Genomic DNA, 25,859 nt, shown 5'->3' on the forward strand with positions numbered 1-25,859 from the left:
CGGGGGACGCCATAGGCCAAGCAGCGCCCGTGGCAAGGGGCGGATGGCGAAAATAATTCATGATGATCTGAGACTGGGCTTATGCGTCCACACTGTGATCGGGCTGAGGTCGACCCACTGGGTAGACGCCCACGGCCTGCCGGAGGGAGCTGCCCCAGTTTCCCCAGCGGCCAGCATAGGGCCGTGCCGGACGGAGCACCTGCCAGCGATGCTCCCTCCCGATGGCCTCCAGCGCAGGACTGGGATGGATGAGCATGGCGTTTCCTGCGAACTTGAGCAGGGGCAGGTCCGCGGAGCTGTCTGAGTAGGACCAGGAGTCCTCCAGTTCCTCCTTGGTGGCGGCGGCCACGGCGGGCACGGCCTGTTTCATGTGCACCAGCTTGGCCTCGCGCTTGTTGTTCAGGCCCACCACTTGGGGCATCACGTTCACCTTCTCTGGGATGATGACCTTCGTGGCGATGCTGTGGTCGAAGCCGAGGGCCTGGCCAATCAAAGGCGCATAGTAGTCCGGGCTGGCCGTGTTCAGAATGAGAGTACGTCCTGCCCGGCGGTGCTCCGCCATGATCTCCAGCAGCTCCGGGTAGACCCACCGTTTCACATCGGTCTCGGCGAACTCCTTCGCGTAGGCGTGGAGTGTCTCACGCTTCATGCCGGCGTAGAGGCTCATGAAGGCGCGCTTGGTGGTCACTGTTTTTGCCAGTCCCACGGCTCGCATCACGGCCACGGGAACGATTCCCGCCAGCAGGCCCGTGCGCCAGCGTTCGCGGCGCAGCACGAAATTCGCAAACAGGGTCTGCGTGTCGAACGGCAGCAGGGTGTGGTCGAGATCAAAAAACGCGAAGCTGGGCATGCCGTCACAGGGTGCGGCATTCGTGCGATGAGTCAAAAGCTATGGCGCTCAAAAAGTTTCACACAGAGGCATCCAGAGGCGCCGAGACAAAAGTCAGTAGAGCGTAACTTGACCGTTGTAGGGATTCACCACGATCGAGCGAAAGTCCGGCGGCAGGTCTCCCTGGCCGCCCAGATGCTTCTGTTGCACCAAGGTGAGCACGGTCTTCTGGGGGCGCGGCAGGGTGGTCCCGCCATCTGGCCGGATGATGTAGCTGATGTATTCATACGATTCCCCGATGTCAGCGTCGTTGGGGCCAGCCTGCACGGGTGTCTTCGCCAGCAGGGTGGTGTGATTGGGATTCGGAGTGAATACAATGCCGGCAGGCAGGCGCTGGACTTCCTGGGTGAAGGCTATCTTCGGTTTCCCTTCTGCATCCCACCCCGTGATGGTGGCGATCTGGTAGGCGCGGAACTCCTTGCCTTCATCGAGTCCTCCGATGCCTGCCTCCGAGCATCGGTAGAATCGCACTTCCACAGGCTTGTTGTCCCGTTGGGCGATCATGGTGGCGTGGTCGAGGTCGCTCGCCACCTGTCTTGCCATGCCGCTGAGCTTCTGTGAGGCGATGGATCCTGGAACCGTGAGCCCCACCATGGCGAGCATCAGTGCCATGATGGAGACCACCACGAGGACTTCCACCAAGGTGAATCCATGTGCTTTGCGCCGGTGGCTGGCAGGAGAAAACGTGACGTGATGGGTATGCATGTGGGGCTCGGGTTATTGGAGTTCCGTGATCCACTTGGAGGCACGCAGGGAAACCGTGGTGGTGAGCAGCTTGTAGTGGAGCTTGAGCCCGCCAAGACCTGCTTCCACAGCCTTCAGATCGTCTGCGTTCTTGGCAAAGTCGGTGAACTTTCCTTTCAGCACTCCGCGCACTTTTTCAGCCGCCGCATCCGCGTCGCCCCCGTTCAAGTTTACGAAGCGGTCGTATTCCTTTTCATCGGCCACGATCAGCGTGATTCCCACCATCGGTGGCAGTTGATGCTGCCGTGAGCGGCTGATGGTATTGACGCCATTCCACTGCAAGTCACGGCTGTCATATCCATACTTGGAGTCCGGCTCGATCTTGGTATCGGAGTAGCCGGAGCCTGCGTTCGTCACGGTGACATTCGCAGAGAATGGCACCAGCACCACGGCGAGCACGTTTTCCGCAACCGGTCGTGAATGCTCGGTCAGATCGTCTTGAAACCACTTGATGGCATCTGCCCGGGCCTTCTGGGTGTTTATCTTCAGCGTGGTGCTGTAGAGGATGCTCTTCTCCGCGGGTTGGGCATACTGCATGAGACGGAAGCGTTTCCGTTCGGGATTCACGTTCGTATTCTGCTGCATGAAGTTCGGCCGCTCGGCCAGGTCGCTGTCGTACTTCACGTAGTAACCCCAGCAGTTCATGAGGTCATGAAGGCGCTCATACTGGGAGGTGGCGCCTCCGTTTCCGGCAGCTCCGCCCAGCGAGCCTGCATGACCCAGGGGCGCCTGGAAAAACACGGCCTGACCATGCTCTTCACCCTTGGTGCCCACGAGATCCTTGGAGGCTGCAAGAATGAAGTGGTGGTCCGAGGACCGCTCGTAGGAGGTGGCATTGCCATTCGCATCCCGCTTGAAAGCCCAATAGGCATCGAGCGAAGCCTGGGACAGCGAGTAGCTCATGGAGTCCAGTGCGGCGCGGGCCTCCTGGAATTCCGTGACCTGGGTGTTGGCCTTGCTGACAGTATCCTGAGTGCGAACCAGCACGTCTGCCAGCAGCGTGACCATCAAGGCCAGAATGCTGATCGCTACCAGCAGCTCCACGATGGTGAATCCATACCTGTTCCGTCGTTGTTTGGAGGAAGAGTCCATGATGATGGCGGTGGTGAAGGGCTGGGGAGGGAGACCGTGGGAGGATCAGAGTTTCGCCATGGGTCCGGTCTGCTCGAGGTTGGCCACCCACACGGAGCGCTGGCTGAACTGCTTCGAGTTGTCCTTCAGCGCTTCGGCATAGTTGGGTCTGTCGGTGAAGCGCAGACGGAGTTTGCGCAGGTAGGGATTCCCCCAGTTGTCGCCCTGGATGGTAGGAGGCACTTGCTCTACTTTCGCTTCGACAGTGTACATGCGGTCCGTGTCATCAGCGCCCGGCACTTCCGCGCCTGTCTGGTCGAAGAAGAACATCTTGTCCTTCAGTTCGATCTTGGTTGTCCCTGAGCCCTTGTCCTGCGTGACCCAGGGAGTGGTCTGGTAGAAGGACGTGATGGTCTGCACCATGCGCGCCTCGGCCTGCTTGTTTGCCGAGTGACGAATCGAGTCCAGCCCAAAGGGGACCATGCCCATGAGCGTCAGGAGGCAGATGGTGGCAATCCCCACGGAGAGGGCCACTTCCGGAAGGGTGAATGCTGAGGCGAAGTTCCTTCGCGAGGATCGAAATGCAGCGGTGATGCTTTTCATGGGGATCACGGGGCGAATTGTTTGCGCTCCACCACGCGGAAGCGGTAGTGCTGGTCCCAGGTCTTGGGGAAGTCGCCGTAACCCTGACCCACGTTCACCAGTTCCTTGTCATTGGGATCCATGTAGCGCTCCAGCGTGGTGGAGCCGCGGTACTCGGACTGCACGCTATCCTTGCCCTCGATCCAGCGCGAGGCATCGGTGGAGCGCGCCTTGCGCAGCATCTGCACGCGATAGTGCACGGTGTACGTGTTCGACTTCGTGGTCAGTCGTGGATAGAGCTGGCCATAGGGCGCCTCGCGACTGTTGTCCCCGGTGATCTCGAAGGCATCAGCCTGGTTCAGATTGCCATTCCACCACTGCACGATGTCCTCATAGGTGCCGGGTACTTTGGCATCATCATTGTACGTCTTTCCCGGAATGCGTTGGGGCACCAGGAAGATCTCGCAGATCTCCGAAGCGGAGCGGAATACATCCCCCTGGCCGAAGCGGCGCTTGAATCCCTTCAGCGTTTCCTTCACGTTCACCAGATAACGCAGCTCCTTGTTATGGATGGTGCCTTCCTTGTAGTTCTTGCCGCTTCCGTTGTTGTATCCGGCGGAGGTCTTGCCTCCTGCGGAGTTGGGCGTGATGGCCGCGAAGATCGTGGACTTCATCGCACCATAGAGTCCCGTGCTGCGCTCGATGTGGCGGAAGGGCATCATCTCATAGTTGATGTTGATCTTGCCCGCCGTGGAGAAAGCCTCGCTGATCGCATAAGGCTCGACCACCGGCATCCAGAACAGGTCGAGGATCAGGTGATCCCGGGGTGACTTGAATCCCTCGTGATCGAGCTTGTTGGGTTCTGAGGTGGAGGATGTGGAGCGCGAGGCCGGATTGGGGCAGAAGAGCAGCGTCTGCCAGGGTCGGACCGCCGTTGCTGTGTCAGATGCCTTATACATGCCCGTGGGCAGCGAGCCAAAAGCCACGGCTGACGCGATCTGACGGTTCGGACTGTAGCTCGCGCCTGTTTCAACATTGAAGCTGCCCCTGCTGAAGTAGCTGTTGGCGCCAGTGGCCAGGTTTCCCTCGTCCGCCTTGTTGATATAGGGACCATCTTCGATCTTTCCGGTGCCATTGTCGAAGTCACCTGGCCTGCCATCCGCATTCATCGCGCCGTCGAGACCACGAGGCACTGCGGGTGGACAATCGCGATAATAGGTGACGCCTTTCACCAGCGTGCCGGCGGTTTTGTGCGTGTCTGCTCTCGAGTTGTTGTAGTTCTTTCCAATGGTGGCATCAGAACCCGGTGGACCAAATTGTCCTCCGTAGGTGTGATTCCCCATCCGGAGGAAATGCAGGCGCTCCACGTCGAGACTCGCATATTGCGGATGGGTGGTGAACCAGGTCTCCGGCACTTCCTTCATGAGTGACACCATGCGCAGGTCACCTTTGATGACATTGTCCACGCCGATCTCCACGCTGCGGGTGATATCCCCGTCGCGGATGATGGAGGTCATGAAATCACCCGGTGCCACATTGAAGCGGCCAGCGATGTCATTGAACCCCTTGTTCAAGCTGTCATCGGTCAATCGTGGAACCTTGAGCTTCACTGGAGGAAAGGTCAGGGTCAGCTTTTGCACCGTTTGTGCCGCGCCCAGTCCATTCTGCACCTCGACGGTGATGGTACCTCCGGAGAACTGAAAGTCCGTCTTCCCGGTGACATTGATCTTCTTGCTGTAGAAGGGGAATCCCTTTTCCGGGTCACCTTGTACCAGGGTTCGGCCACCGGATTTTCCGTTGCCTGTGGCGCTGTCGATGTTCGCCTGCTTGAACTGCTGTGTCAGGCCATTGAACGGAGTGGAGTGTCCACCTCCGACCCAGCCCACGGCCACATTGGCATGGAGCGTGGCATCGCTGGGAAAGCCGAGATTGTCCGAGCCAGCCTGAAAGCCCTGCAGTCCGGTGATCCTGTACCGCACATCGGGCGACCAGCTCGGTGGTCCGGAGGTCGGTGAGAAGGGCTCCACGATGACAAAGGCCTGCATCTCGGAGGTGGCCTTGGTGCCGTCGGGTTTGTTTTGTGTCGCCGACGCCGCGAAGACGATGGCGACTTCAGTGACGGTAGGGAAGCGGCCAAATCCCCGGGAACCATTCGTCGAGACCGCTGGTACAGCGGAGGATTCTCCCAGATACTTGCCCGTGCGCTGGGGGAGGAAGTAGTACTTCGGCTCCATGGCCGTGCTGTAGCTGTTCACGGACCAGCGCAGAAGGTCGACCATCTCGGTGAGCACCTGGTTGCGTCGATCTGCGCCCCACTTGATTTCAAAGGTGCTGCCAAATCCGGGAACGGGATAGGTGCGGTTGGCCGACTTCGCGCCCGTGTAGGGCTGCAGCATGCCGGTGTACATGTCCGTATTGCGGCCCGGGCATCCGTCGCCGAGTTCGCCTTTCACGTTCTGTGAAGAGCCGGGCTCGGTCGTCGATTTGAAATTGGACTGGCGATGGAAGTACCACGGTCGTCCACCCGCAGTCCCGAGGAATGCGAGCAGCTTGTCCATGGCATTCCGCTGGGAGGTATTCAGCGACATGGGCCAGAGCATCACGCGCGGCTTGTTGAACATCGTGAGCTCCGGCGCGCGACTGTGCGCCGTGAGGAAGAATCTTCCCAGTGCGATATCTGCATGCGTCAGCGGTGGGTCTTGCAGCTTCCGGTCCCGATCAAATACCAGCTCATCCAGATTCGCATAAAGGCGGGCGTCCTTTCCTGTGAGGGAAATGGCCGTGGTCGCGGCCTCCGTACCGCCTTTGCTCCCACCCCATGCGATGCGTGGGCTGATTTTGAAGTAGGGTTCCAGTGCCTCGGCCAAGGCAGTATCACTCGCGCCTGGATCGACCAGCCATGAGGAGCCAAAGGCTTGAAATACCGGGCTCAGACACGTCTGTGCCGGATGTCCTGCATAGCGGGCAAACTCATTCTGCACCGGCTGCTTCACCGCGTAGTTGTTTTCAGTGGCGGTGTAGGATCGCGGCACGTCCCACGGGCGGCTCTCGGAGGCCGTGTTGATGTTGATCTTGCAGGACTCGTCATCGGTCCAAAACGCCAGCCTGCCGGTGATGGGATTCTGCGCGGTGGGTTTGTCTGCAGGCAGGAATTCGAGGCCTTGTTCGGCGTTTCCGCCGACTGGCGCGACCAACTTGCCATCCGCCAGCACGTAGAGCCATTTCACCGGCATGGGCAGGCGCGCTTCGCGATCGGTCTCATCCGAGGGAATCTTGGTCCCCGGCACGGCCGATTCATCAATGGCGAATCCATCCACCGCCTTCCCACCGTTGCGGGCGAATGTGGCGCGCGGGTCAGAGATGGGGAATGCGGTTTCCACCTTGTCAGAGCCCGCTACGACCACCGGGGCTGGCTCATTCACATCCACATACATGCCCGGCACCTTCTGCCAGTCCTTGAGGGCGCTCACATCCGCATCCAGAGCCGTCTTCACCTGGGCGGCGGTCATGCCCTCTTTCGTGGCAGTCGCGCCCTTGTTGGTCACTACCATCTGCTCGTCAGAATACAGCTTGTACAAGGCGATGGTTTTGGAGCGGGAATAGTCCGTGTTACCCACGGTTGCGTCTGCCTCCGTGCCAAACACACGCAGCATCCCCGGTTGGGATGACCAGGAGCGCTCCACGCCATTTTGCTCAGTGGCCCTGCGGATTTGGGCGATGGCAAGATTCACCGGAAGCTCAGAAAGGATCCGGGCATCCGTCATGTCAGAGAATGCGGCGGAAGACCGCTGCTCGGTACGGGAAAGCGCCAGCAGGGAGAGCACCAGCATGGACACCACTACGATGGTCCCCAGGACGAGGACGAGGGCGACTCCTGATTGCGTATGCAGGCGTGTTCTTAGGTGAAAGTGTATCATAAAATAAGATTTCATGATGCAAACACACAATGATATGTATCGGAAGACATGGCACAAATGGCGGCAACCGCTGCAGCGGCGCGCCTCTCAGACTCGGATGGGGGATCGGCTGGATGCTTCCTCGATTGCAGGCGTCACCTGATCACGCCTGCCTGTGCGGCCTCTATTGCCGCTCGCCCAGCCGGAGGACTCCTACTCTAGGGGAAAGACTCAGCGCGGACGCTGAGCGACATATGCTGCAAGTCGTGACCGGGGGCTTCCAGGTCCGTGCCTGAGTGGCGTGGAGCGGATCTGGTGTGGGCAGCATTTCGTGCCACCGATGGCAAGAGACAGGCAACACCTGGTTCGTCTCTAGCAGGCACCGGGCGCGAACCGTGGGGGGAAGGGGCGCGCATGTTCGTTGGGGGATTTACATGGAATATACAGAATCCATCCCCTGAATGACCAGACTAAAACCGATCACCTCTCATTATTAGTTATTCGAAGATAAAACAGCATTTTGCACGCTAACATAAGCGTGACATAACATGACGCGCTTATATCGAATAACCCACCTTGTGCAAGACGGCGCTATTCCTTGCTTGCCTTCTCGTGTCGCAGGATGCCTTCATACGTACAGCGTGCGAACATGTCTGGTGTCATGAAGCCCTTGCCCAGCTTTTCATCGTACGCCTTGCTGGGGAGCGTGGAGACGGCCTCCTCCAGCGTGTGTCCATCGGACTGCAGGTTGTGCATCCGTTCATACATGGCTTCGAGGAACGCGAGATACTCTTTCAAGTTTTGCTGCGTGGCGAGAGGACCATGACCGGGAATGACGCGGGTTTTTTCATCCGTGTACTCCAGGGCGGTGCGAACCGCTGCGGCCACGCCGCCCAGCCATCCCTTGCTGGAGAAGTCGATGAAGGGGTAGGAACCGTGGAAGAACACGTCACCGAGGTGCAGCACGTTCGCCTTCTCCAGATGCACGAGCACATCGCCATCCGTGTGTGCGGGAGCCACGGGGACGAGGCGGATGACTTCACCATTGAAGTGAATCTGGGTTTCATCCTGGATCGCGACGATGGGACGCGCTTTCGGCGGCAGCGCCGGCATGTCCTTGTTGAAAAACTCATTGCGCTGGTCCTTGGACACGCGTGCGAGGCAGTTCAGCGAAGAGAAAATGCGCGCTCCGCCTTTAGAGAGATTCGCATTGCCGCCCACGTGATCGAAGTGCCAGTGGGTATTCACCAGGATGTTGGCGGGGCCGCCTGCGGCACGGAGAATCTCTGCTGCCACGCCCAGCGCGGCATTCTCCAGACCGCTGTCGACCACTACCACGCCATCCTCACCACCGAAGGCGAGGATGTTTCCGCCCGCACCGGAGATCATGGCGAGCTTCTCGCCGAGGCTTTCTGCTTTTATCGGCTGGGCGGGCGCGGCAGTAGGGTCTGGCTGTTTCTTTTCCTCAGCAGACACTTGCGATCCAAAGGCCGCACCTCCCAGAGCAAACGCCATGGAGCGCAGGGAATCACGACGAGTAAGCAGAGACATGAGCGGCTGGGTCTTCATGCCGCCAGTGTTTGTGCGGGTGCTGGTTTTGCCAAGCAAAACAATGTAGAAGGCCTCTCCAGAGGCCTTTCATTCTGCCTGCCAGGCACAAAAAACGCGGACCAGTTTCCCGGTCCGCGTTGATGATTGTCTTGTGATGAAGAGCAAGGCTTCTGGAGAAGCCTGCTACACTTCTCACTCGTAGCTCGCCTGGGAGCCGCCGATTTCGCGCTTCTTCACCCAGCTCATGAGGCTGCGGAGACGGCCGCCCACTTCTTCAATCGGATGCTCTTTGCCTTCCTTGCGGAGGCGGTCGAAGTTGGGCTGGCCGGCGTTGAACTCGTCCATCCACTCCTTGGCGAACTCACCCTTCTGGATGCGCTCAAGCTGGGCCTTCATGTTGGCCTTCACGTGGTCGTCGATGATCTTCGGACCCACCGTGACGTCACCGTACTCGGCGGTCTCGGAGATGGAGAAGCGCATGCCAGCGATGCCGGCTTCGAACATGAGGTCCACGATGAGCTTCAGTTCGTGCAAGCACTCGAAGTAGGCCATCTCGGGCTGATAGCCGGCTTCCACCAGCGTTTCGAAGCCAGCCTTTACCAGGGCGGTGGTACCGCCGCAAAGCACAACCTGCTCACCGAAGAGGTCGGTTTCGGTTTCTTCCTTGAAGGAGGTCTCGAACACACCACCACGGGTGCCGCCGATGCCCTTGGCCCAGGCCAGAGCGATGTCCTTGGCGTTGCCGCTCTTGTCCTGATAGATGGCGATGAGCGTGGGAACGCCCTTGCCTTCGGTGTACTGACGGCGCACGAGGTGGCCAGGTCCCTTGGGGGCGACCATGATCACGTTCACGTTGTCCGGAGGAGTGATGGTCTTGAAATGAACCGCGAAGCCGTGGCTGAACAGGAGGGTCTTGCCTTCGGTCAGGTTGGGGGCGATGTCGGCGTTGTACACCTTGGGGATCACGGTGTCCGGCACGGCGACCATGATCACGTCTGCTTCCTTCACGGCGTCAGCGGTGTCGAGCACCTTGAAGCCGCGCTCTTCAGCCACCTTGCGGGACTTGGAGGCGGGGTAGAGGCCAATCACGACATTTACACCGCTCTCTTTGAGGTTGAGGGCGTGGGCGTGGCCCTGGGAGCCGAAGCCGATGACCGCGCAGGTCTTACCGCGCAAGGGTTCGAGGCTGGCGTCGTTTTCCGTATAAATAGTGGCTGCCATGAGAGGGTCGTGGGTTTGGGTTAGAAGGGCGGGCAGTTTGGGGCAGGGGGCAGGGGGCGTCAAGGAAAACGCAGTACTCGCCGGACAGGCCCAAATGACTGCCAGCCGGGCCCGGCTGGGTTGGTGGTCGCCATGCCTTCAGGTTCAGGGCACTGAGAGCGACTTCCCGTTGTCCTGTTTTCCCAATTTCATGAGGTAAGGCACGGCTCTTTTGGCCCACTCACTGGCCTTGGGGTAGCTTGAGGCGTCTCCGCCGAAGCAACTCCGCAGCATCTCGGTATCGATGATGCCTGGGTTCAGCGCCACCACGGCGATGTCACCGCCAGTCTCTTGGGCGACCGCCTGGCTGAGACCTTCCACGGCATACTTCGTGGCGCAGTAGGGTGCGACTTCAGGAGATGTGCTGCGGCCCCAGCCGGAGGAGAAATTTACAATGACGCCCGAGCCGCGTTTCATCATGGGCTGGATGAGGTGACGCATCATCGAGGCGGTGCCCTTGATATTCACATCGATCACCTCACTGAATTCCTTCGCAGATACTTCCCAGATCGGGTTGCTGTGATTGATGAGGGCGGCGTTGTTCAGCAGGAGATCCGGTGCCCCGTGACGTTGCAGCACTTCCGCGCAGAAGTTCATCACATCCTCTTCATCCGCGACATTGGAGCTTTGAAAAAAGTGTGGTGCGGGGAATTCCGAACGCAGGGCGCTGATGGCTTCCGTGCTGCGCCCACATCCTGCCACGGTCCAACCTGCCCTGGCAAACTCTGCGACCATGGCGCGGCCCAGACCGCGCGTGCAACCGGTGATGACGACGTATTTGGAGGTGCTCACAAGCGGCAGGACTAAACGCAAAGCAGTGGAGCAGCAAAGAGGGAAATAAAGTAATCGCGTAGCACGGGTTGATTGGCCTTACCACCACAGCCAGAAATCATTGTGCGGACGGGATTTCGCAACGGAAGTTTCTAAATCCAGTGCGTGTGGTCTGGCGTAAAACCATTTACACCAAACCTATTTGCTCACACCATGTCCTCCATGACCACCGTGCAGACCGCCGCCACCGGACGCAAGTTTCCGAAGTTTGATCTCGCCCGTCTCCTGGGGACGGTCTTTGAGCCCACTTTCGGTCGCCGTGTGTGCATCTTGATTGATCTTCCTGACCTCGCCGAAGCGAAGGGCATGGCCTTTCTGAACAACCCGGAGCGCAAGGTGCAGCGCAAGGCCCATGAAGCTTTCTACCAAGGTCTTCATGGCGGGGTGATGGAGGAACTCGCGCTCAAGGGCGGTGAGATTTTTGCCTACGAAAAGACCGGCGGCAGCAATCTGGATCTGCCCGACCGATGTGTGGACATGGAGGGCAATGAACTGAGCCTTGAGAAGGATGTGTATTCCAAGTATGACCTCGTTCTGTGCATTTCTACCTTTAGCGCCACCGCTCCTCTCACGGCTTTTGCGAAGCAGTACGGATTCCGCGGCGCCACCCTGCACGGTCTGAATGATGTGATTCTCAGCACCGGTCTCGCAGTGGACTACAATGATGTGAGCCGCGATGCGGAAAAGCTCCGCGCGTCCATGACGAAGGCGGATTGGGTGGAAATCGATTTCACGGTGGAGGGCCACGAAGAAATGACTGTGCGCCTCGAACTGAATCGTCAGGAAGCGCAGAAGAGCCACGGCCTCTGTCAGGGTGATGCTCCAGATGTGGCGAACCTTCCCGCGGGTGAAGTGTACTTCGTGCCCACGGGTGCGGAAGGACAGTTTCCCCTGAAGTATGAAGACGGAACGCTCGGCCGTCTGACGGTCACCGGCGGCCGAATCATCAAGGCTGAGCTGATTGAAGGAAAGCAGGAGACCATTGATGAGCACAACCGGAAGCTGCAGGATGATCCCATGACCGGTGTGCTCGGTGAGTTGGGCTTTGGCACGCAGGTGTTGCCTGTCTCCGGCGCTGACATTCAGGATGAAAAGGTGCTTGGCACCTGCCATCTCGCCACCGGTCGCGATGACCATCTGGGTGGACACATCACGCCCGATCAATTCAAGCGCCGCCAGAATGCGACGCATGACGACATCCTCTTCGCCCCGCACAAGACGCCGAACTTTGACATCAAGCAGGCGCGCATGCACCGTGATGGCAAGACCACCGTGCTGATTGAGCACTTCCAGCCGGCGGAGTATCTGCGCAAGGCGTTGGAGAGCTGAGATGCTGCGCGGAGCGCAGAATGTAGAAGGCTTCTCCAGAAGCCTTTTGTGTCTGCGTTTCCCATGGCGTCCTCTTCGTGAAGGGCCCCAATGAAAGGCTTCTGGAGAAGCCTTCTACATTGAGTGCCTGCAAACCCCATCCTAAGCTCCCTTCGATGAGCAACATTTACGAGAGCGAGCGCTTGCTGAACGAATACCTGCTTTTCCACTATGGCAGCCCCACAGAGATTTTGCCGTGGGACTTCGGCCCGGTGGAAGCGCTGGGCTTCGCAGAACGCAGTGTGAATCTCCTGCAGGATCGCATGCTCATCGCCGCTCAAGGTGCTGCTGCGCTTGATCTTGGCTGTGCCGTGGGCCGTTCATGTTACGAGCTCGCTCATGGTTGTGAGCGCGTGATCGGCATCGACTACTCCCAGTCCTTTGTGAATGCGGCCGAGAAAGTGCGTGTCTCAGGCGAACTCCCCTACCAGCAGCACATCGAAGGTCGCGAAATCCGCGAACTCATTGCGAAGCGTCCCGAATGTGGCGATGCCTCTCGCATCTCTTTCGAGCAGGGAGATGCCATGAACATTCGCGCGGACATCGGAAACTTTGATGTGGTACACGCTGCTAATCTCCTCTGTCGCCTTCCTGAGCCGCAGAAACTCATCCAGCGCCTGCCCGACCTCGTGAAGCCCGGCGGGCAGCTTCTGCTCACCACGCCGTGTACCTGGTTGGAGGAGTTCACACCTTCACAAAACTGGCCTCAAGGAAGTACGTTCGAATGGCTGAAGGAAAGCCTCTCGGGCAGCTTCGAACTCGCCGAGCAGGTGGACCTGCCCTTCCTGATTCGCGAACACGCGCGGAAATATCAGTGGAGTGTGGCACTCGGCACGCGATGGGTCAGATTGTGAGCCACCGGCTCCATCGCATGAGAACCTTGTTCGTCTTTCTTTGGCTCGCGCTCCTCACGGGAACCCCCAGCCTCCACGCTCAATGGCGCCTTGCCGGCCAGTCGGAGGCCGTGGTGCTCGCGAGTGGCGCCACGCATGTACGACGTGGTGTGAGTGGCCCTGCGAACGTGGAGTTGAAGCTCGTGTTCTTTGACGCAACGAAGTGTGACCTTCGCATCATCGACCAGCCGCAGCGCTCCAGCGCGGGCTCCCTCGGTGACGTCATGCGCTCGGACAACTTCATCGCCGGATGCAATGCAGGTTACTTCAATCCAGAGTTTGGACCACTTGGCCTCGTCGTTTCCAAGGGAACGCGCGTCGGCAGCTTTCAGAAGTCGTCCCTGCTGGGCGGAGTGATCCAAGTTCGCAAGGGTCGGCCCACCCTGCTCTGGCGGGATGAGTACACAGAGCAGAAAGGCATCACGGAACTGGTACAGGCCGGGCCGCGCCTCGTGAATGGAGGCAAGCCGGTGGCCGGTCTGGAGGCCACCAAGCGCCGTGCCCGCACCTTCATCATGACAGATTGCGCCGGGAAGTGGGCCATTGGCATCTGTGATCGCGCCAGCCTGCGGGAGCTTTCGGACATCCTCGCCACACCAGCGCTCTTCCCCGAGATGGAGGTGGAGCGCGCGCTCAACTTTGATGGAGGCAGCTCCACCGGGCTGTGGTTTCGCCAGGCGGATGGAAAGGAAAGCTACAGCCGCGAATTCGCCACCGTGAGGAACTTTCTGGCCGTCATGCCACGGAGATGATATTTCACACGAATCCCGCCCTCCGGGGCGTAGTCCCTTTGATCTCACCTGTTACCAGCCATGCTTGATCCCAACGCCAAAAATTTCCTCATCGATCTCCTCAGCACTCCGAGCCCGACCGGATTTGAATGGCGCGGCCAGAAGAAGTGGGCCGACTACACCCGGCAGTTCGCGGACAAGGTGGAAAACGATGCCTACGGTAATGCTTGGGCCACCCTGGAAGGTTCCGGGAAGAATCCGCGCCGCATCATGCTGGAGTCCCACGCGGATGAGATTGGTTTCATGATCAAACAGATCAACGGCGAGGGCTTCCTGCGTCTCGACCGGGTGGGCGGCTCTGACGTGGCCACCGCTCGCGGTCGCCGCTTGGACATCCTCGGGGACAAGGGCGTGGTGCGTGGCATCATCGGAAACACGGCCATCCACATTCGTGATCGTGAAAACGAGAAAGTGCCGAAGGTGCACGAATTGTACGTGGACGTCGGTGCCAAGAATCCCAAGGAAGTGGCGGCGCTGGGCCTCCGTGTTGGCCATGTGGCCGTGTATGCCGACCAGCCTGAGTTCATCGGCGACAAATACATCGTGGGCCGTGCGCTCGACAACCGCCTCGGCGGCTTCATCATCGCCCAGGTGATGCGGCGCCTGAAGGACCGGAAGAAGCGCGTCAGCAGCACCGTGCTTGCCGTCAATGCCGTGCAGGAGGAAGTTGGAGGCCATGGCGCCAAGATGGTCACCCACCGTCTCATGCCCGATGTGGCCATCTGCCTGGACGTCACCCACGCCACGGACACGCCGAGCATCGACCGTGCCCAACATGGCGAAGTGAAGCTCGGCGAAGGCCCCAGCGTCACGCATGGCACCTGCAATCACCCCATGGTCGTCGAGCGCCTGCTCAAGGCCGCGGACAAGGTGAAGGTGAAGATCCAGCACGAATCCTCTTCCCGCTACAGCGGCACGGACACGGATGAAATCTTCCGCGTGCAGCATGGCGTGCCCAGTGGTCTCATTTCGCTCCCCCTGCGCTACATGCACTCCGTGGTGGAAATGGCGAACCTCAAGGACGTGGAGCAGGTCATCCAGACTCTCGTGGCCTTTGTGGAGAGCGTGGAGGACAAGGACGAGTTTGGGATCAAGCTGTGACCCGGTCGTTGGCTCTCTGGGGGTGGAGCGAGCGTAAGTAGTGATCAGTAAGTGGTAAGTAGAAATGCTCCGATAGGTCGAGTCGTGCTCGACACTGTCTGGTGGGCTTCTGTCAGGACTAACTACCACTTACTACTTACTGGATACTCTCCTCATGCAACCCCTCGCTCAGCTCGCCAATGGCCAGTCCGTATTGCTGCGGATGTTCACGCCGGCGGATCGGGATGCGGTGCGGGAGGCATTTCGCAGGCTCTCACCGGAGTCGCGGTACCACCGCTTCTGGGACACGCAGCAGGAGATTCCAGATTCGGTCCTCAACCGGTTCCTGAATCCCAAGCCGGGCTTGCACGAGACTTGGGCGGCGCAGCATCCTGAGGCCCCGGATGAGCCCGGCTACGGAGGCGCCTCTTTCTGGCGGAATGAGGATGAACCCTGGCGGGCGGAAATTTCCCTGACCGTGGCGGATGAGGCGCACCACACCGGCGTAGGCACCGTGCTCATGGCCGTCCTCTGGACCCGGGCAAAACGAGCGGGCATCACGGAGTTTTTCGGACACGTCCTGCCGGACAACTACGCGATGCTGGACTGGGTACGTTCCCTTGGCTCCCGGCCCCGGCTGGAGCGCGGTCAGTATGTCTTCCGGCTGGAGCTCGATGAGGCAAAGCTTCGCGCCACCCCCACGGCGGACCGGTTGAAGACCCGCCTCCGGGAGGTGGAGGACTGGGGTTTGTAGGGCTCTGGGAAAAATGGCATGCCTGGACCGCCCTCATTCCGCTTGCGGGCGGGGACGTGCGCGGCATGGTAGACGGCTCCCCCGGTCCAATCCGATGTCCGACGAAGAACGCCAGCCAGATGAACTCAGTTTTGAAGATGCGATGGAATCGCTTGAATCCATCGTGTCCTCCCTTGAGGGCGAACGCCTCCCACTGGAGGAGATGCTGCAGAGCTATGAGCGGGGCGTGAAGCTTCTCCGCGTCTGCCGCAGCCGCATCGAGACGGCCCGCCAGCGGGTGGAAATCATCACCGCGGATCTTGAGGGTCGAGGCAAGGCCACCTTGAGCGACTTCAGTGCGCTCGAAGTGCCTGAAGCAGCCTCTCCCGCAGAAGAATCCTCTGCGAAGCGCTCCGTCCGGAAAAAGCCTGCTGCACCGGAGCCCCCGGCCGGAAATGGCAGCCCGGACGAAGACATTCGTCTCTTCTAGTCCCGTCATCGACAGAACGCACTTTCCCAGCGCACGCCTCACGCTTTCCAATGCCCGACCTTCCCGCCATCAAGTCCGCCGCTGATCTCAAAAATCTGCCCCAGGAGCAGCTTCCCGAGCTTGCGGAGAAGATTCGCGAGACCCTCATCAAGACACTGGCGGAGACAGGCGGCCACTTGGGCCCGAATCTCGGCGTGGTGGAGTTGAGCATCGCCTTGCATCATGTGTTCAACACGCCGGAGGACAAGTTCGTCTGGGACGTGGCGCACCAGGCCTATGTGCACAAGATGCTGACTGGTCGCTGGGACCGCATTCACACCATCCGCCAGTATGAAGGCCTCAACGGTTTTGCCCTCCGCTCGGAGAGCGAGCACGACTGCTATGGTGCCGGTCATGCAGGCACAGCGGTGTCTGCTGCACTGGGATTTGCCGTGGGGCGTGACCTCAAGGGCAGTGACGAGCATGTGGTGTGCGTGGCGGGCGATGCCGCCTTCACCTGCGGGGTGACCTTCGAGGCACTCAACAACGTGGCAGCCCAGACCAAGAAGTTCATCCTGGTGCTCAATGACAACGAGTGGAGCATCGACCGCAACGTCGGTGCCATTGCGAAATACTTCAATCACATTGCCACCCATCCGGCGTACGCTTCACTTCATCAGACCGCTGCCGGCCTGCTGGAGAAGATTGGAGGGAAGACCATCCGCCGCCTGGCTGGCAAGGTGGAGGAGAGTGCCAAGGGCCTGTTCCTCACCACCTCCTCCCAGCCCAGCCCGACGACCTCGGTGATCTTCGAAGAGTTCGGCTTCCGTTACTACGGCCCCATTGATGGCCATGACATCCCGCTGCTCATCAAGACTTTTGAGTTTCTGAAGACGCAGAACGAGCCTGTCATTCTCCACATCATCACGGAGAAGGGGCGTGGCTACAAACCTGCGCTGGAAGACCCCGGCAAGTTCCACGGGTTGGGCAAGTACCACATTGAAACCGGTGAAACACCTTCCACCGGCACGCCCACGTACTCCGCGATTTATGCACGCAACGTCACGGACTTTGCGAAGGTGGATGAAAAGATCGTGGCGATCACTGGAGCCATGCCAGGCGGCACGGGATTGAGCGTGTTCAAGAGGGAGATCCCCGAGCGCTACTACGACGTGGGCATCGCCGAGGAGCATGCGGCACTCTTTGCGTGCGGTCTGGCGGCGCAGGGCTTGAAGCCCTTCCTTACGATCTACTCCACCTTCATGCAGCGCGCCTATGACATGATTATCCATGACATGGCGATCCAGAATCTCCCCGTGCGCCTGTGCATGGATCGTGGTGGCCTGAGTGGTGATGACGGCCCCACGCACCATGGCCTGTTTGACATCGGTTACCTGCGTCCCGTGCCCAATCTGGTGCACATGCAGCCCAAGGACGAAGACGAGTTCGTGGACATGCTGTGGACCATGGCGAACTACGACAAGGGCCCCATCGCAATTCGCTACCCGCGCGGCTCCGGCACCGGTGCCAAGTTGAAGGACAAGCCTGTGCTCATGGAGATCGGCAAGGCCGAGGTGGTGGAACCGAATGGTGAAGTGGCCCTCGTCGGACTCGGCTCCATGTTTGAGATGGCCGAGGAGACGCGAGACCTTCTTGCCAAACAGGGCATCACCGCAGCGCTGATCAATCCGCGCTGGATCAAGCCGCTTGATGGTGCGGTCCTCGAACGCTTCGCGAAGCAGTGCAAAGTCATCTGCACCTTTGAAGATCACGTGCTGCGCAACGGCTTCGGCTGCGGAGTCATTGAGCATCTGAACGACGCCGGATTGAAGACACCAGTGGTGCGTATTGGCTGGCCGGATGAGTTTATCGAGCATGGCAACGTTCCTGCTCTGCGTAAGAAGCACGGGCTCACTGCCGAGGCTGCCGTCCAGAAAATTCTGGCAGCCCTGAAGTAGTCGCAACGCCAACGTTCTTGTTTGATGCCACCGGAAAGCACTTCAACCGCCGCAGCGCCGCGTAACGACCTCAACGGACGCAGGGTGAAACATCCCGAACAGGGAGCGGTGTTCTTGATAGACACGGGTTTCAAGCGTCTCATTGGCACTCCGCAGATCTTCAATCGGCTCTTCGCTGATTGGAAGACCATCGACCTTCAGTCCGAGCTGGACAGCATCCCCAACGGTCCACCGCTCAGCGATGGTGCGGTGCTGGTGTCCGCGGAGGGCGGGGACAAGATCTACCTCGTGGATCGCGGCGTGCGCAGACTGATTGGCTCGGACGAGTTGTTCGAGAAGTATGGCTTCAACCGCAAGAAGATTGCTGTGGTGCCGCCTCTCGTGCTGGAGAGTGTGCCCGCTGGACGTCCGCTTTCGGCGTGAGCGTGTTGGAGGTGATGGTGGTCTGCGCCATTACGGTTCCGGCACCTTGGTGAACCCAATTTGAAAGATGGGAAGTCCGAGGACACGCGAGTCCTTGCTGTCGGATTGCTTTTGCGCAGGGGTGCAGGTGATGGAGAGAATCTGGCCGCCGTTATCCCTGAAGTATCCTTTCTTGAGGCGGTATGCCAGACGCCCGTGACCGGTACTACTGGGCAGACGTTTGAGGGGACGGCCATTCCAATAGAGCCGCACGTCGTCTTTCTGGGGATGTGTCAGCTGCCCGAGGTGCAGCGAGATTGCGAACTCTGCACGGGGAATGTCCAGCCGCACGGAGGCGGCGACGGTGCACCATCGGAAGCGCTGCCCCCGCCACTCTTCCACATCGTAGAAACCTTCGAGTGTGTTGCGCGGCACATCGCCAAGGCGTAACACACCGTCCGATGGTACGGATATGCTGGTGGGACTTGCGGTGCCGTTGGTTTCCTCGTGAAGCATCTCTTCCAGAGACAGGTCGCCACAGTACTGCCAGCATCTCTGGAAGGCAGCGTACTGGGCCTCTGCATCGCTTCCTGCAAGCGCGAGAACCACCCGGGACTTCCAGTAGCGCAGCCGCGCACGCCACAAGGGAGAAGGCGAGGGCAGCATGCTCTGCATCAGGGCCAGGGCTTGTGTCCGGTTCCCTGCACGCCGATCGCGCAAGCTCTTCCACGCGGCGCGCCTGCTTGCCTTGCGAAGGGAGGCGTCTGAATGAGGGGTGACCAGTGCACCTCCAACATTCACAGCGGGATGGTCTCTGAGATGAAGTTGTTCATAACGGCGATACTCCCGCGCGTAGTCGAAAGTCTCGTCGAGATCTTCGGCATTGTAATGCGTTACGACCGCATGCGGTGTGTGGCCCAGCCGTGAACCTTGATCTCGAAGCCGGGCACCCACGGGAATGACCGAGTAGCGGTGGTATCGGGCATCCAACCCTCCCACGGCTTCATAGGCGGAACGACGCAACAGGAACCCACGTTTGGTGAATTTGCGCCAATCGTTCTCGTCACTCAGAATCTTGAAGTCGTCCTCATACATGCGTGCCTCGATGCGCTGGGCCCATTGCGTTTCCTCGCAGGGGAGGGTGCGCACGCAGGAGCCGTCCAGATTTCGGGCGTTCACATCGGCCAGCAGCCTCTCCAGGGTGTCCGGAGCGGCGATGACATGAGCTTCTGTGAAGAACAGCCAGGCGCCGCGTGCGTGTTTTGCCGAGTGTGCATACATCGCGGCCTCGTTGGTTGTGTCCAGATGCAGGAACCGGTCTGCAGGACCGAGCTCTTGTTTCACGCGGTGTTCCAACAACGCGTCCTTGCCGTTTCCCGTGATGATGATTTCGATTTGTTCCCGCGGCAGCGTTTGCCCCTCGCCCCAGCTCTTGATGCACTCCAGGATCCGTCCGCGCGGAAAACTCGTGGTGAACACGACGGAGACGAGGGGCTCTGGCATGGACGCAGACATGGGGGTGACGGAACACAGCATGGATCGCCGTGATGACAACTCTCAAGCAATTCGCAGCCACATTGCCATCTTGACCATGTTCGCGTCACCACCGATCAACGTTCCATGGACGCAGAGACCCCTGGACAGCTCTTTGAGATTTCCGTCACGGATGCGGAGCGTGACCAGCACGTTCTTTTTCCTGAGACCCTGCGCCTGGCGACACTGCTGCTCCATACCCGGGGGTATGTGATTCTGCGTGGTGGCATGCCGGTGCAGATCGCGGAGGAGGCTGCGGAGCGGTTTCGCCAGATCCACGCTGATTGCATGGCCAGCCGTGAAGGGGATGGCTGGTGGCAGGTGGGGCACCAGACGAAGGCAGTCTTTTGGGAAAGGAATCACCGCTGGCGCATTTTTCCCAAGCTGACAGGGGCTTTCGCCAATGAGTGGATCCTCGCGAACCCCTTCGCCCTGCAGATTTTGGAGCAGCTCCTCGGAGAAGGAATCTACTGCAAGTTTGTCTCCAGTGACACTTGCATGAAGGGGACCACGCTCCAGTCGCCCCATCGGGAAATGGGTGGCGGGAACACTTGGGAAGCCCAGTCTTTTATCGTCAATGTGCCGCTGGGTGTTTGCGGGTTGCACAATGGCCCTCTCGAAGTGTGGCCCGGTGGAAGCCACCTCTGGCGAAATGAGCTGCTGCGCCGTCTGGAGGTGAATGATGATGTGCAGGACGGACGGAATCCGGAGTTCGAGTGGTTCGCCACGCTCTTCCCTTCCCGAAAAGTGGAGCTGTTTCCCGGGGACCTGCTCATCCGGGATCCGGGCTTGATGCATCGCGGCACCGTCAATGAGAGTGAGCAACCCAGGAGCATGCTGACCATTTCCTACTTCCGCGAGGGCTTCACACATGACTATGGCAACCCCGAGCACAATCTTGATCGGGAGCTCTGGGAGATGCTGGAGCCTCGGGTGAAGCGGCTCTTTGCTTATGTGTTCGAAGGTGGAGTTCCGACGGTGCGCCCGCCTTCCACGTCGCCCCAGATGACGGATGCCCAAGTCAGCCCTTTGTGGGAAGACTGACATTGTCAGAACTACGTTCCGACTTTGTGCCTTTCGCCAGACGCAACGCTCCTTCCATGAATCCGAGCGCGTGGTGGTAGCGGATCAACCACGCGGGACTGGTTCCTTTGCCGAAGAAATACTGCCGGGGCATGAGCAGAAGCACGCGGACCATCTCTTCAACCGCCCACCACAGGCTGCGATTCCGGTTTCGCGGTGTGAGCGGTTCATGATGGGATAGCAGGCGGAGATATCCCTCCACCAGGCCGAAGCCGTGGTGGAGACTGCACTGGTAGTGCAGTGTGGTCCGCGATCTGGTGATCACGTGACGCAGGTGGAGATCCGGAGTATACCAGACCTCCCATCCGGCATTGCGGATGAAGAATACCATTTCCGAGTCCTCTCCCGCGTGCACATCACGAGGACCACGACCGACCAGGCGGCCCCGGTCGAGGAAGCCGCTGCCCATGAGTGCTGAGCGGTTCAGGATAAGACCCGCGCCACAGGGAGCCGGCCGTCCCCGGTCGGGGAGGCGGCGGGGCTCCTCGCCGAAGTTTTGATGTGCCAGGCTGTCCGCATGGTCCATGCACCAGAGCGGTGTATCAGGAGGCCACACGATTTCATTCCGCCCTGCAAAGGCGCCGGCATAGGGTTGCGATTCCGCGAAAGTACTCGCCTGATGCACCCAATCCGGAGCCAGGAGACAGTCGTCATCCACCATGGCCACCCAGGTGGCACTGCTGTGGCGTACACCGGTGCAGCGGGCGTAGGCGACTCCGGGCCGTGGCTCGTCCACGACACGCAGCAAAGGAATGCGCGAATCCTGCGCGTAGCGTTCAGCGACGGAGTTGGTTTCATCCGTGCAGGCATTGGTGACCACCAGTACGTCCCAGCGGACGATCGCCGGGACCTGCTGCATCGCGATCGCCTCCAGCGTCGCTGCGAGGGACGGGGCGCGATTGTGCGTGCAGATGATCAGCGTGAGCTGTGTGACGTGACCTTCAGCCATGCAGATGGAAGCATGGTTGGTTCAACAGAGGTGTGCCACAACATTCAATGCTCAAACAGGGGGCTGAGCCTGGCCGGGTGGAGTCACTGTGGGCTTCTGGTTTTCGGCAAGGTTGAGCGTGTAGTCCACGAGCCACAAGGGGCGGCGTTTCACTTCCGCGTAGGTGCGACCCAGGTACTCTCCCAGCAGGCCGGCCGACAGCGAGATGACGCTCAGGTTGAGCAGCAGCAGGAAGAGCAGCGTCATGAAGCCGGGAGGCGCGTGTTTGCCGAACATCAGCAGAACAATCTGCACCGGCACGAGGGCCAGCGTGAACAACAACACGAGCGCGCCAAAGGCGGAGAAGAGGCGCAGCGGCTTGAGTGAGAACCCAAAGACGGCATTGGCCATTACGCTCACGAGGCCGGCGATGAATCCCGTGCCACCGACAAGCCGGCCTTCCTGGCCGAACTGCCTGCCACGCCGCACATACGGGATCCCGAGCTGCTTGAAGCCCAGCCAGTGGATCATGCCGCGTACGTAGCGGTTTGATTCAGGCAACTGGATGAAGGCGTCCCGCACCCGACGGGAAATGAGCCGAAAGTCCCCGCTGTGCGCGGGCATGGGATGATCGGAGAGCCAGCGGATGGCGCGCATGGCCCACATGGTGATCGCGATGCGCCAGGCAGGCTCTCCCGTGCGTCGGCTGCGCACGCCGTAGACGATCTCGTAGCCCTCGTCCCAGTGCTTCAGGAAGTCGGCAATCATCTCGGGTGGATCCTGCAGATCCACGTCGATGACCACAATCGCCTGGCCACGGGCCAGCGTCATGCCTGCGGTGATGGAGTTTTGGTAGCCAAAGTTGCGGCTCAGGCGCACGTACTTCCACTGGGGATCCTGCCGGGTGATGTCCTGCATGATCTTCTCCGTTCCATCCGTGCTCCCATTGTCGGTGACCAGCACTTCGTACGTCCTGCCAAAGCCTTGCAGAAGTTTGTTCAGTTCTTCCCTCGCGAGCGGCAGGGCCTGTTCTTCGTTATACACAGGCACGACTACTGTCAGCACCGGTCCGTCATTGGAATCTGGAGCACCGTTCATGGTCAGTTGAGAATTGTGAGGTGGACGGAAGGTGTGTGGGGCTTGGAGTACTTCACTCGAGAGAGCAGGTGAAAACACGGAAGTTGAGGATGCGCGGTTCTCCGCGAGGCGAGGGCAGTCCACCGCCTTCCACATGGAGTTGGCAGACTTCGTTCGGCAGCAGTGGTCGGGACAGCTTGAGCTGCAGCTCAGCGTAGGTGTGGATGTGAGTGCTTGCCAGCACTTCACCGTCCTTGGCGCGCACCTCCAGGGTGGCTCCGTCTTCTCCCGCACCGGGTCCACACTCCACGGTAAGCCGGAGAGTCTCAACGGATGTCGACCAGATGCCAGGCTTGATTTCCGCATCGTTGGTCACCCACCGGAAGGTTTTGCCATCGTATCGCTCCAGAGGATGCCAGTTTTCACCCAGCACTGTTCCCGGTTCTGTAACGTCTGATCTTTTCCGTGCGGGGAAGGCCCGTTTCACGGTGCCGGCGCGGTAGGCCTTGAGCACCGGGGGGGCAGTCGCACCAGGCTCGACTGCGGCGAAGTGGAAACGAAAGCTCTGCAGGCGTTGGGGATCGAGTGGGAGCTTCACCTGTGTTCTTCCCTCCTTGGGCAGGCGGATCTTCGCGACTTCGGCTCCTTGATCATTGTGGATGGAGAAGTCCATGGCCAGCTTCTCATAGTCCGAGTCTGGCTTGATACTGAGCGAGAGGTCGAGGCTCGTCCGGCCCGCGGGATTCACCCAGATGGTGGCATCGTTCTGGAACTCGCGAGATAGCCTCTCGTTTTTGGAGATCCGGCGTTCACCCCACCTCTCGCCGAGCAAGACACCGGGAGTGAAATCAAAGACGTCAGGCGTGCCGTCGCTCCATTTGGGTAAGCGGAAGATGGGAAGCGGGTTGATGACACCGGGATGCAGAAGATTCAGCGGACGATACAGACGCGCGGCATCGGGGGCTTCGGCGATGAGCGCTGGCGGCAGCTCCGTGATCAGCCGTGTGGTGCCGTCATAGGAAAGGCGGAAGGCCACGAGGTTCTCGTATCCATATTCCCCTGAGACGATGAATTCATGGGTGGGAATGATTCCCTTGGGGCCAATCTTGCCAGTGACTTCCGTGGAGCTGCCATTCACAATGTAGGACGGAGCGCCCAGCACCAGCTCGCTGACGCGGTTCATGTGATAGAGGCCGCCCAGAGGGCTGGAGATACCGTCATCAAGGACGAACAGCACGGCACTGCCGGGTTCCAGTCGCGGAGACAGCGAGTGGATCTGTTCGAAGACGGAGGTCACCTTTTCGAAGGTGATGCTGGAAATGCGCCTCTCGTATTGCTGGGAGGTGAAGGTGGCGATGCTGGTGACGCCTGCGATGCCTGCGATGAGCAGGCTCGTTCCGGCACCTCTCCAGCGTACCGGCAGGAAGGAACCGGCGAGGCACACCAGCGCCGCAAAACAGACCGACTCTCCGGCAGAGGCCAGGAAGTGCGTGCGGAACAAATGAGGGATGTGCAGAAACGGGAGGAAACCGAAAATCATCGCACCGCCCGCGGCCAAAGCCGCGAACAAAAGTGCCTTCCGTGACGGGCCAGTGGGCTCTGCAGTCGCCAACCGGGGCGCCAGCCACAAGACCAGCAAGACCATGACAGATACCCCTGCAGCAGCAGGCCAGTACTCCCACAAGGCACCCCGCAAGTTGAAGTACTCGAGGAAAGCCGTCAGGTGGACCTTGATGGCCGTGGCGATATCGATGTGGCCATGGCTGCCCTTCGTCTGACGCAGCTGGTAGACGTCGCCACCTTTGGAGAGAAGAAACTGAACGAAGCGGCTGGCAAAGAGCGCCACGGTGCCATTCCATGCGAAGAACCAGAGAAATCCATGCCTGCGGTCCTGCCAGTAACGGTAGACCAGGAATGACAGGACCCCTGCCAGTGGGAAGAGTCCTTCCGTGCCCAGAAGGGCCACGCCCAGAGAGAAGCATGCGGCAAAGAGCAGCACTCGGCTGCGGCGTCGGCTGGACACCAGAAACAACCATGTGGCCAGCAGGATGAAGCACAGCGGACCCCAGTAGAGGCTGGTGGTCCACATGATCATGAAGCGGGAAAGGTCCCCGCGATTCAGAACCATCATCACACCCGCAGCCACGGGAAGGATGCGGTCCTTGGGAAGCAATTCGCGAACCACGCCCATCAGGAAGACACCGTTCGCAAGGCACAACAGCGAGGCCACGATGAGCTGCCCCTCAATCCGGTCAGGGGTGAGCTGGCGTCCGAGCCAGTAGTAGATCATGTTGAGGGGACGGCTCAACCCCTTGTCAAACCCGGATGACCAGACCTCGCTGCGAAGCATCTGAATCTCATCACCACCACCCCAGAAATGGATCGTGAGAGGGATGAAGAAGGTGACTACGGTGACGCCGGCCAGCAACAGGATGGTGAGAACCCAGCGCCAGGCGTGCCAGGGTTCCGGCGCGGCGACTGTGAGCGATTCTTCCTTACCAGCCATACGGTTCCAAAGAACCAGCAGTGCGAGTGTTCCCACGGGGAAGCCAATCATCCAGGGCCACCCCATCAGAATCGGGGAGTGCCGTAGGAAGATCAATGGAAGGGCGAACCAGACGAGGAGCAGGAGCACCATGCCCAGATCAAGAGCCAGCTTTCGGGTAAAGAATTTCGATGGTTCCGCCACACGTTCCATAATTAGCGCCCAGGAGAGAGCG

21 protein-coding genes are annotated in these 25,859 nt (G+C 59.8%); 9 read left to right on the top strand and 12 right to left on the bottom strand.

Features of this window, described 5'->3' with window-relative positions:
- Window positions 1–79: 79 nt before the first annotated feature.
- From DES53_RS16270 to DES53_RS16305, 8 genes are all read right to left on the bottom strand, one after another.
- Window positions 80–850 (bottom strand): HAD family hydrolase, encoded by a 771-nt coding sequence (locus DES53_RS16270; RefSeq protein ID WP_113959336.1) that lies wholly within the window; start codon window positions 848–850, stop codon window positions 80–82.
- A 93-nt stretch (window positions 851–943) separates the two neighbouring features.
- A complete protein-coding gene (vccD, locus tag DES53_RS16275; RefSeq protein WP_113959337.1) occupies window positions 944–1,594 on the bottom strand; it encodes a Verru_Chthon cassette protein D in 651 nt (216 codons plus the stop codon).
- 12 nt (window positions 1,595–1,606) lie between these two features.
- A complete protein-coding gene (gene vccC / locus DES53_RS16280; protein WP_113959338.1) occupies window positions 1,607–2,725 on the bottom strand; it encodes a Verru_Chthon cassette protein C in 1,119 nt (372 codons plus the stop codon).
- 45 nt (window positions 2,726–2,770) lie between these two features.
- On the bottom strand, window positions 2,771–3,307 hold the full coding sequence (gene vccB, locus DES53_RS16285; protein ID WP_147263440.1) for a Verru_Chthon cassette protein B: 537 nt from the start codon (window positions 3,305–3,307) through the stop codon (window positions 2,771–2,773).
- A 5-nt stretch (window positions 3,308–3,312) separates the two neighbouring features.
- Complete coding sequence (gene vccA, locus DES53_RS16290) at window positions 3,313–7,218, bottom strand: Verru_Chthon cassette protein A (protein WP_245958190.1); 3,906 nt, start codon at window positions 7,216–7,218, stop codon at window positions 3,313–3,315.
- Between the two features lie 555 nt (window positions 7,219–7,773).
- A complete protein-coding gene (locus tag DES53_RS16295; RefSeq protein WP_170157163.1) occupies window positions 7,774–8,733 on the bottom strand; it encodes an MBL fold metallo-hydrolase in 960 nt (319 codons plus the stop codon).
- A gap of 192 nt (window positions 8,734–8,925) precedes the next feature.
- The gene (gene ilvC / locus DES53_RS16300; RefSeq protein ID WP_113959342.1) at window positions 8,926–9,954 is read right to left on the bottom strand and encodes a ketol-acid reductoisomerase; all 1,029 of its coding nucleotides are present in this window, start codon (window positions 9,952–9,954) and stop codon (window positions 8,926–8,928) included.
- A gap of 144 nt (window positions 9,955–10,098) precedes the next feature.
- A complete protein-coding gene (locus tag DES53_RS16305) occupies window positions 10,099–10,785 on the bottom strand; it encodes an SDR family oxidoreductase (RefSeq protein ID WP_113959343.1) in 687 nt (228 codons plus the stop codon).
- A 192-nt stretch (window positions 10,786–10,977) separates the two neighbouring features.
- Here DES53_RS16305 and DES53_RS16310 point away from each other — a divergent pair, with 192 nt between their 5' ends.
- The 8 genes from DES53_RS16310 to DES53_RS16345 all read left to right on the top strand — a co-directional run bounded on the left by DES53_RS16310 (window position 10,978) and on the right by DES53_RS16345 (window position 18,539).
- Window positions 10,978–12,153, top strand: coding sequence for a M29 family metallopeptidase (locus tag DES53_RS16310; RefSeq protein ID WP_211325571.1), 1,176 nt, complete (start codon window positions 10,978–10,980; stop codon window positions 12,151–12,153).
- A 155-nt stretch (window positions 12,154–12,308) separates the two neighbouring features.
- Entirely contained in the window at window positions 12,309–13,046 is a 738-nt protein-coding gene (locus DES53_RS16315; RefSeq protein ID WP_113959344.1) for a methyltransferase domain-containing protein, read from the top strand.
- Between the two features lie 17 nt (window positions 13,047–13,063).
- A complete protein-coding gene (locus DES53_RS16320) occupies window positions 13,064–13,837 on the top strand; it encodes a phosphodiester glycosidase family protein (protein ID WP_170157164.1) in 774 nt (257 codons plus the stop codon).
- A gap of 60 nt (window positions 13,838–13,897) precedes the next feature.
- A complete protein-coding gene (locus DES53_RS16325) occupies window positions 13,898–14,977 on the top strand; it encodes a M20/M25/M40 family metallo-hydrolase (protein WP_113959346.1) in 1,080 nt (359 codons plus the stop codon).
- A 154-nt stretch (window positions 14,978–15,131) separates the two neighbouring features.
- Window positions 15,132–15,710, top strand: coding sequence for a GNAT family N-acetyltransferase (locus tag DES53_RS16330; RefSeq protein WP_113959347.1), 579 nt, complete (start codon window positions 15,132–15,134; stop codon window positions 15,708–15,710).
- 94 nt (window positions 15,711–15,804) lie between these two features.
- On the top strand, window positions 15,805–16,179 hold the full coding sequence (gene xseB, locus DES53_RS16335; protein ID WP_113959348.1) for an exodeoxyribonuclease VII small subunit: 375 nt from the start codon (window positions 15,805–15,807) through the stop codon (window positions 16,177–16,179).
- A 50-nt stretch (window positions 16,180–16,229) separates the two neighbouring features.
- The gene (gene dxs / locus DES53_RS16340; RefSeq protein WP_113959349.1) at window positions 16,230–18,116 is read left to right on the top strand and encodes a 1-deoxy-D-xylulose-5-phosphate synthase; all 1,887 of its coding nucleotides are present in this window, start codon (window positions 16,230–16,232) and stop codon (window positions 18,114–18,116) included.
- Window positions 18,117–18,200: 84 nt separating this feature from the next.
- Window positions 18,201–18,539, top strand: a complete 339-nt coding sequence (locus tag DES53_RS16345) for a hypothetical protein (RefSeq protein ID WP_147263441.1) — start codon at window positions 18,201–18,203, stop codon at window positions 18,537–18,539.
- A gap of 30 nt (window positions 18,540–18,569) precedes the next feature.
- On the opposite strand, the gene DES53_RS16350 is transcribed toward DES53_RS16345, so the two are convergent.
- Entirely contained in the window at window positions 18,570–20,033 is a 1,464-nt protein-coding gene (locus DES53_RS16350) for a glycosyltransferase family 2 protein (RefSeq protein WP_170157166.1), read from the bottom strand.
- Between the two features lie 105 nt (window positions 20,034–20,138).
- On the opposite strand from DES53_RS16350, the gene DES53_RS16355 reads away from it, so the two are divergent.
- Window positions 20,139–21,095 (top strand): phytanoyl-CoA dioxygenase family protein, encoded by a 957-nt coding sequence (locus tag DES53_RS16355; RefSeq protein WP_113959352.1) that lies wholly within the window; start codon window positions 20,139–20,141, stop codon window positions 21,093–21,095.
- On the opposite strand, the gene DES53_RS16360 is transcribed toward DES53_RS16355, so the two are convergent.
- Genes DES53_RS16360 through DES53_RS33040 form a run of 3 tightly spaced genes read right to left on the bottom strand, consistent with a single transcriptional unit; the run spans window position 21,073 to window position 25,777 of the window.
- A complete protein-coding gene (locus DES53_RS16360) occupies window positions 21,073–22,083 on the bottom strand; it encodes a glycosyltransferase (RefSeq protein WP_113959353.1) in 1,011 nt (336 codons plus the stop codon). The genes DES53_RS16355 and DES53_RS16360 overlap by 23 nt on opposite strands.
- 51 nt (window positions 22,084–22,134) lie before the next feature.
- Entirely contained in the window at window positions 22,135–23,160 is a 1,026-nt protein-coding gene (locus tag DES53_RS16365) for a glycosyltransferase family 2 protein (RefSeq protein WP_170157167.1), read from the bottom strand.
- Window positions 23,161–23,212: 52 nt separating this feature from the next.
- On the bottom strand, window positions 23,213–25,777 hold the full coding sequence (locus tag DES53_RS33040; RefSeq protein WP_170157168.1) for a hypothetical protein: 2,565 nt from the start codon (window positions 25,775–25,777) through the stop codon (window positions 23,213–23,215).
- Window positions 25,778–25,859: the final 82 nt, after the last annotated feature.

The organism is Roseimicrobium gellanilyticum, assembly GCF_003315205.1.
GTDB classification, from domain to species: domain Bacteria; phylum Verrucomicrobiota; class Verrucomicrobiia; order Verrucomicrobiales; family Verrucomicrobiaceae; genus Roseimicrobium; species Roseimicrobium gellanilyticum.

Bases quoted from the DNA above. Each gene is read 5' to 3' on its own strand.
- DES53_RS16270 (WP_113959336.1), bottom strand. From the start codon at position 850: ATGCCCAGCTTCGCGTTTTTTGATCTCGACCACACCCTGCTGCCGTTC.
- vccD (WP_113959337.1), bottom strand. From the start codon at position 1,594: ATGCATACCCATCACGTCACGTTTTCTCCTGCCAGCCACCGGCGCAAA.
- vccC (WP_113959338.1), bottom strand. From the start codon at position 2,725: ATGGACTCTTCCTCCAAACAACGACGGAACAGGTATGGATTCACCATC.
- vccB (WP_147263440.1), bottom strand. From the start codon at position 3,307: ATGAAAAGCATCACCGCTGCATTTCGATCCTCGCGAAGGAACTTCGCC.
- vccA (WP_245958190.1), bottom strand. From the start codon at position 7,218: ATGAAATCTTATTTTATGATACACTTTCACCTAAGAACACGCCTGCAT.
- DES53_RS16295 (WP_170157163.1), bottom strand. From the start codon at position 8,733: ATGTCTCTGCTTACTCGTCGTGATTCCCTGCGCTCCATGGCGTTTGCT.
- ilvC (WP_113959342.1), bottom strand. From the start codon at position 9,954: ATGGCAGCCACTATTTATACGGAAAACGACGCCAGCCTCGAACCCTTG.
- DES53_RS16310 (WP_211325571.1), top strand. From the start codon at position 10,978: ATGTCCTCCATGACCACCGTGCAGACCGCCGCCACCGGACGCAAGTTT.
- DES53_RS16315 (WP_113959344.1), top strand. From the start codon at position 12,309: ATGAGCAACATTTACGAGAGCGAGCGCTTGCTGAACGAATACCTGCTT.
- DES53_RS16320 (WP_170157164.1), top strand. From the start codon at position 13,064: ATGAGAACCTTGTTCGTCTTTCTTTGGCTCGCGCTCCTCACGGGAACC.
- DES53_RS16325 (WP_113959346.1), top strand. From the start codon at position 13,898: ATGCTTGATCCCAACGCCAAAAATTTCCTCATCGATCTCCTCAGCACT.
- DES53_RS16330 (WP_113959347.1), top strand. From the start codon at position 15,132: ATGCAACCCCTCGCTCAGCTCGCCAATGGCCAGTCCGTATTGCTGCGG.
- xseB (WP_113959348.1), top strand. From the start codon at position 15,805: ATGTCCGACGAAGAACGCCAGCCAGATGAACTCAGTTTTGAAGATGCG.
- dxs (WP_113959349.1), top strand. From the start codon at position 16,230: ATGCCCGACCTTCCCGCCATCAAGTCCGCCGCTGATCTCAAAAATCTG.
- DES53_RS16350 (WP_170157166.1), bottom strand. From the start codon at position 20,033: ATGTCTGCGTCCATGCCAGAGCCCCTCGTCTCCGTCGTGTTCACCACG.
- DES53_RS16355 (WP_113959352.1), top strand. From the start codon at position 20,139: ATGGACGCAGAGACCCCTGGACAGCTCTTTGAGATTTCCGTCACGGAT.
- DES53_RS16360 (WP_113959353.1), bottom strand. From the start codon at position 22,083: ATGGCTGAAGGTCACGTCACACAGCTCACGCTGATCATCTGCACGCAC.
- DES53_RS16365 (WP_170157167.1), bottom strand. From the start codon at position 23,160: ATGAACGGTGCTCCAGATTCCAATGACGGACCGGTGCTGACAGTAGTC.
- DES53_RS33040 (WP_170157168.1), bottom strand. From the start codon at position 25,777: ATGGTGCTCCTGCTCCTCGTCTGGTTCGCCCTTCCATTGATCTTCCTA.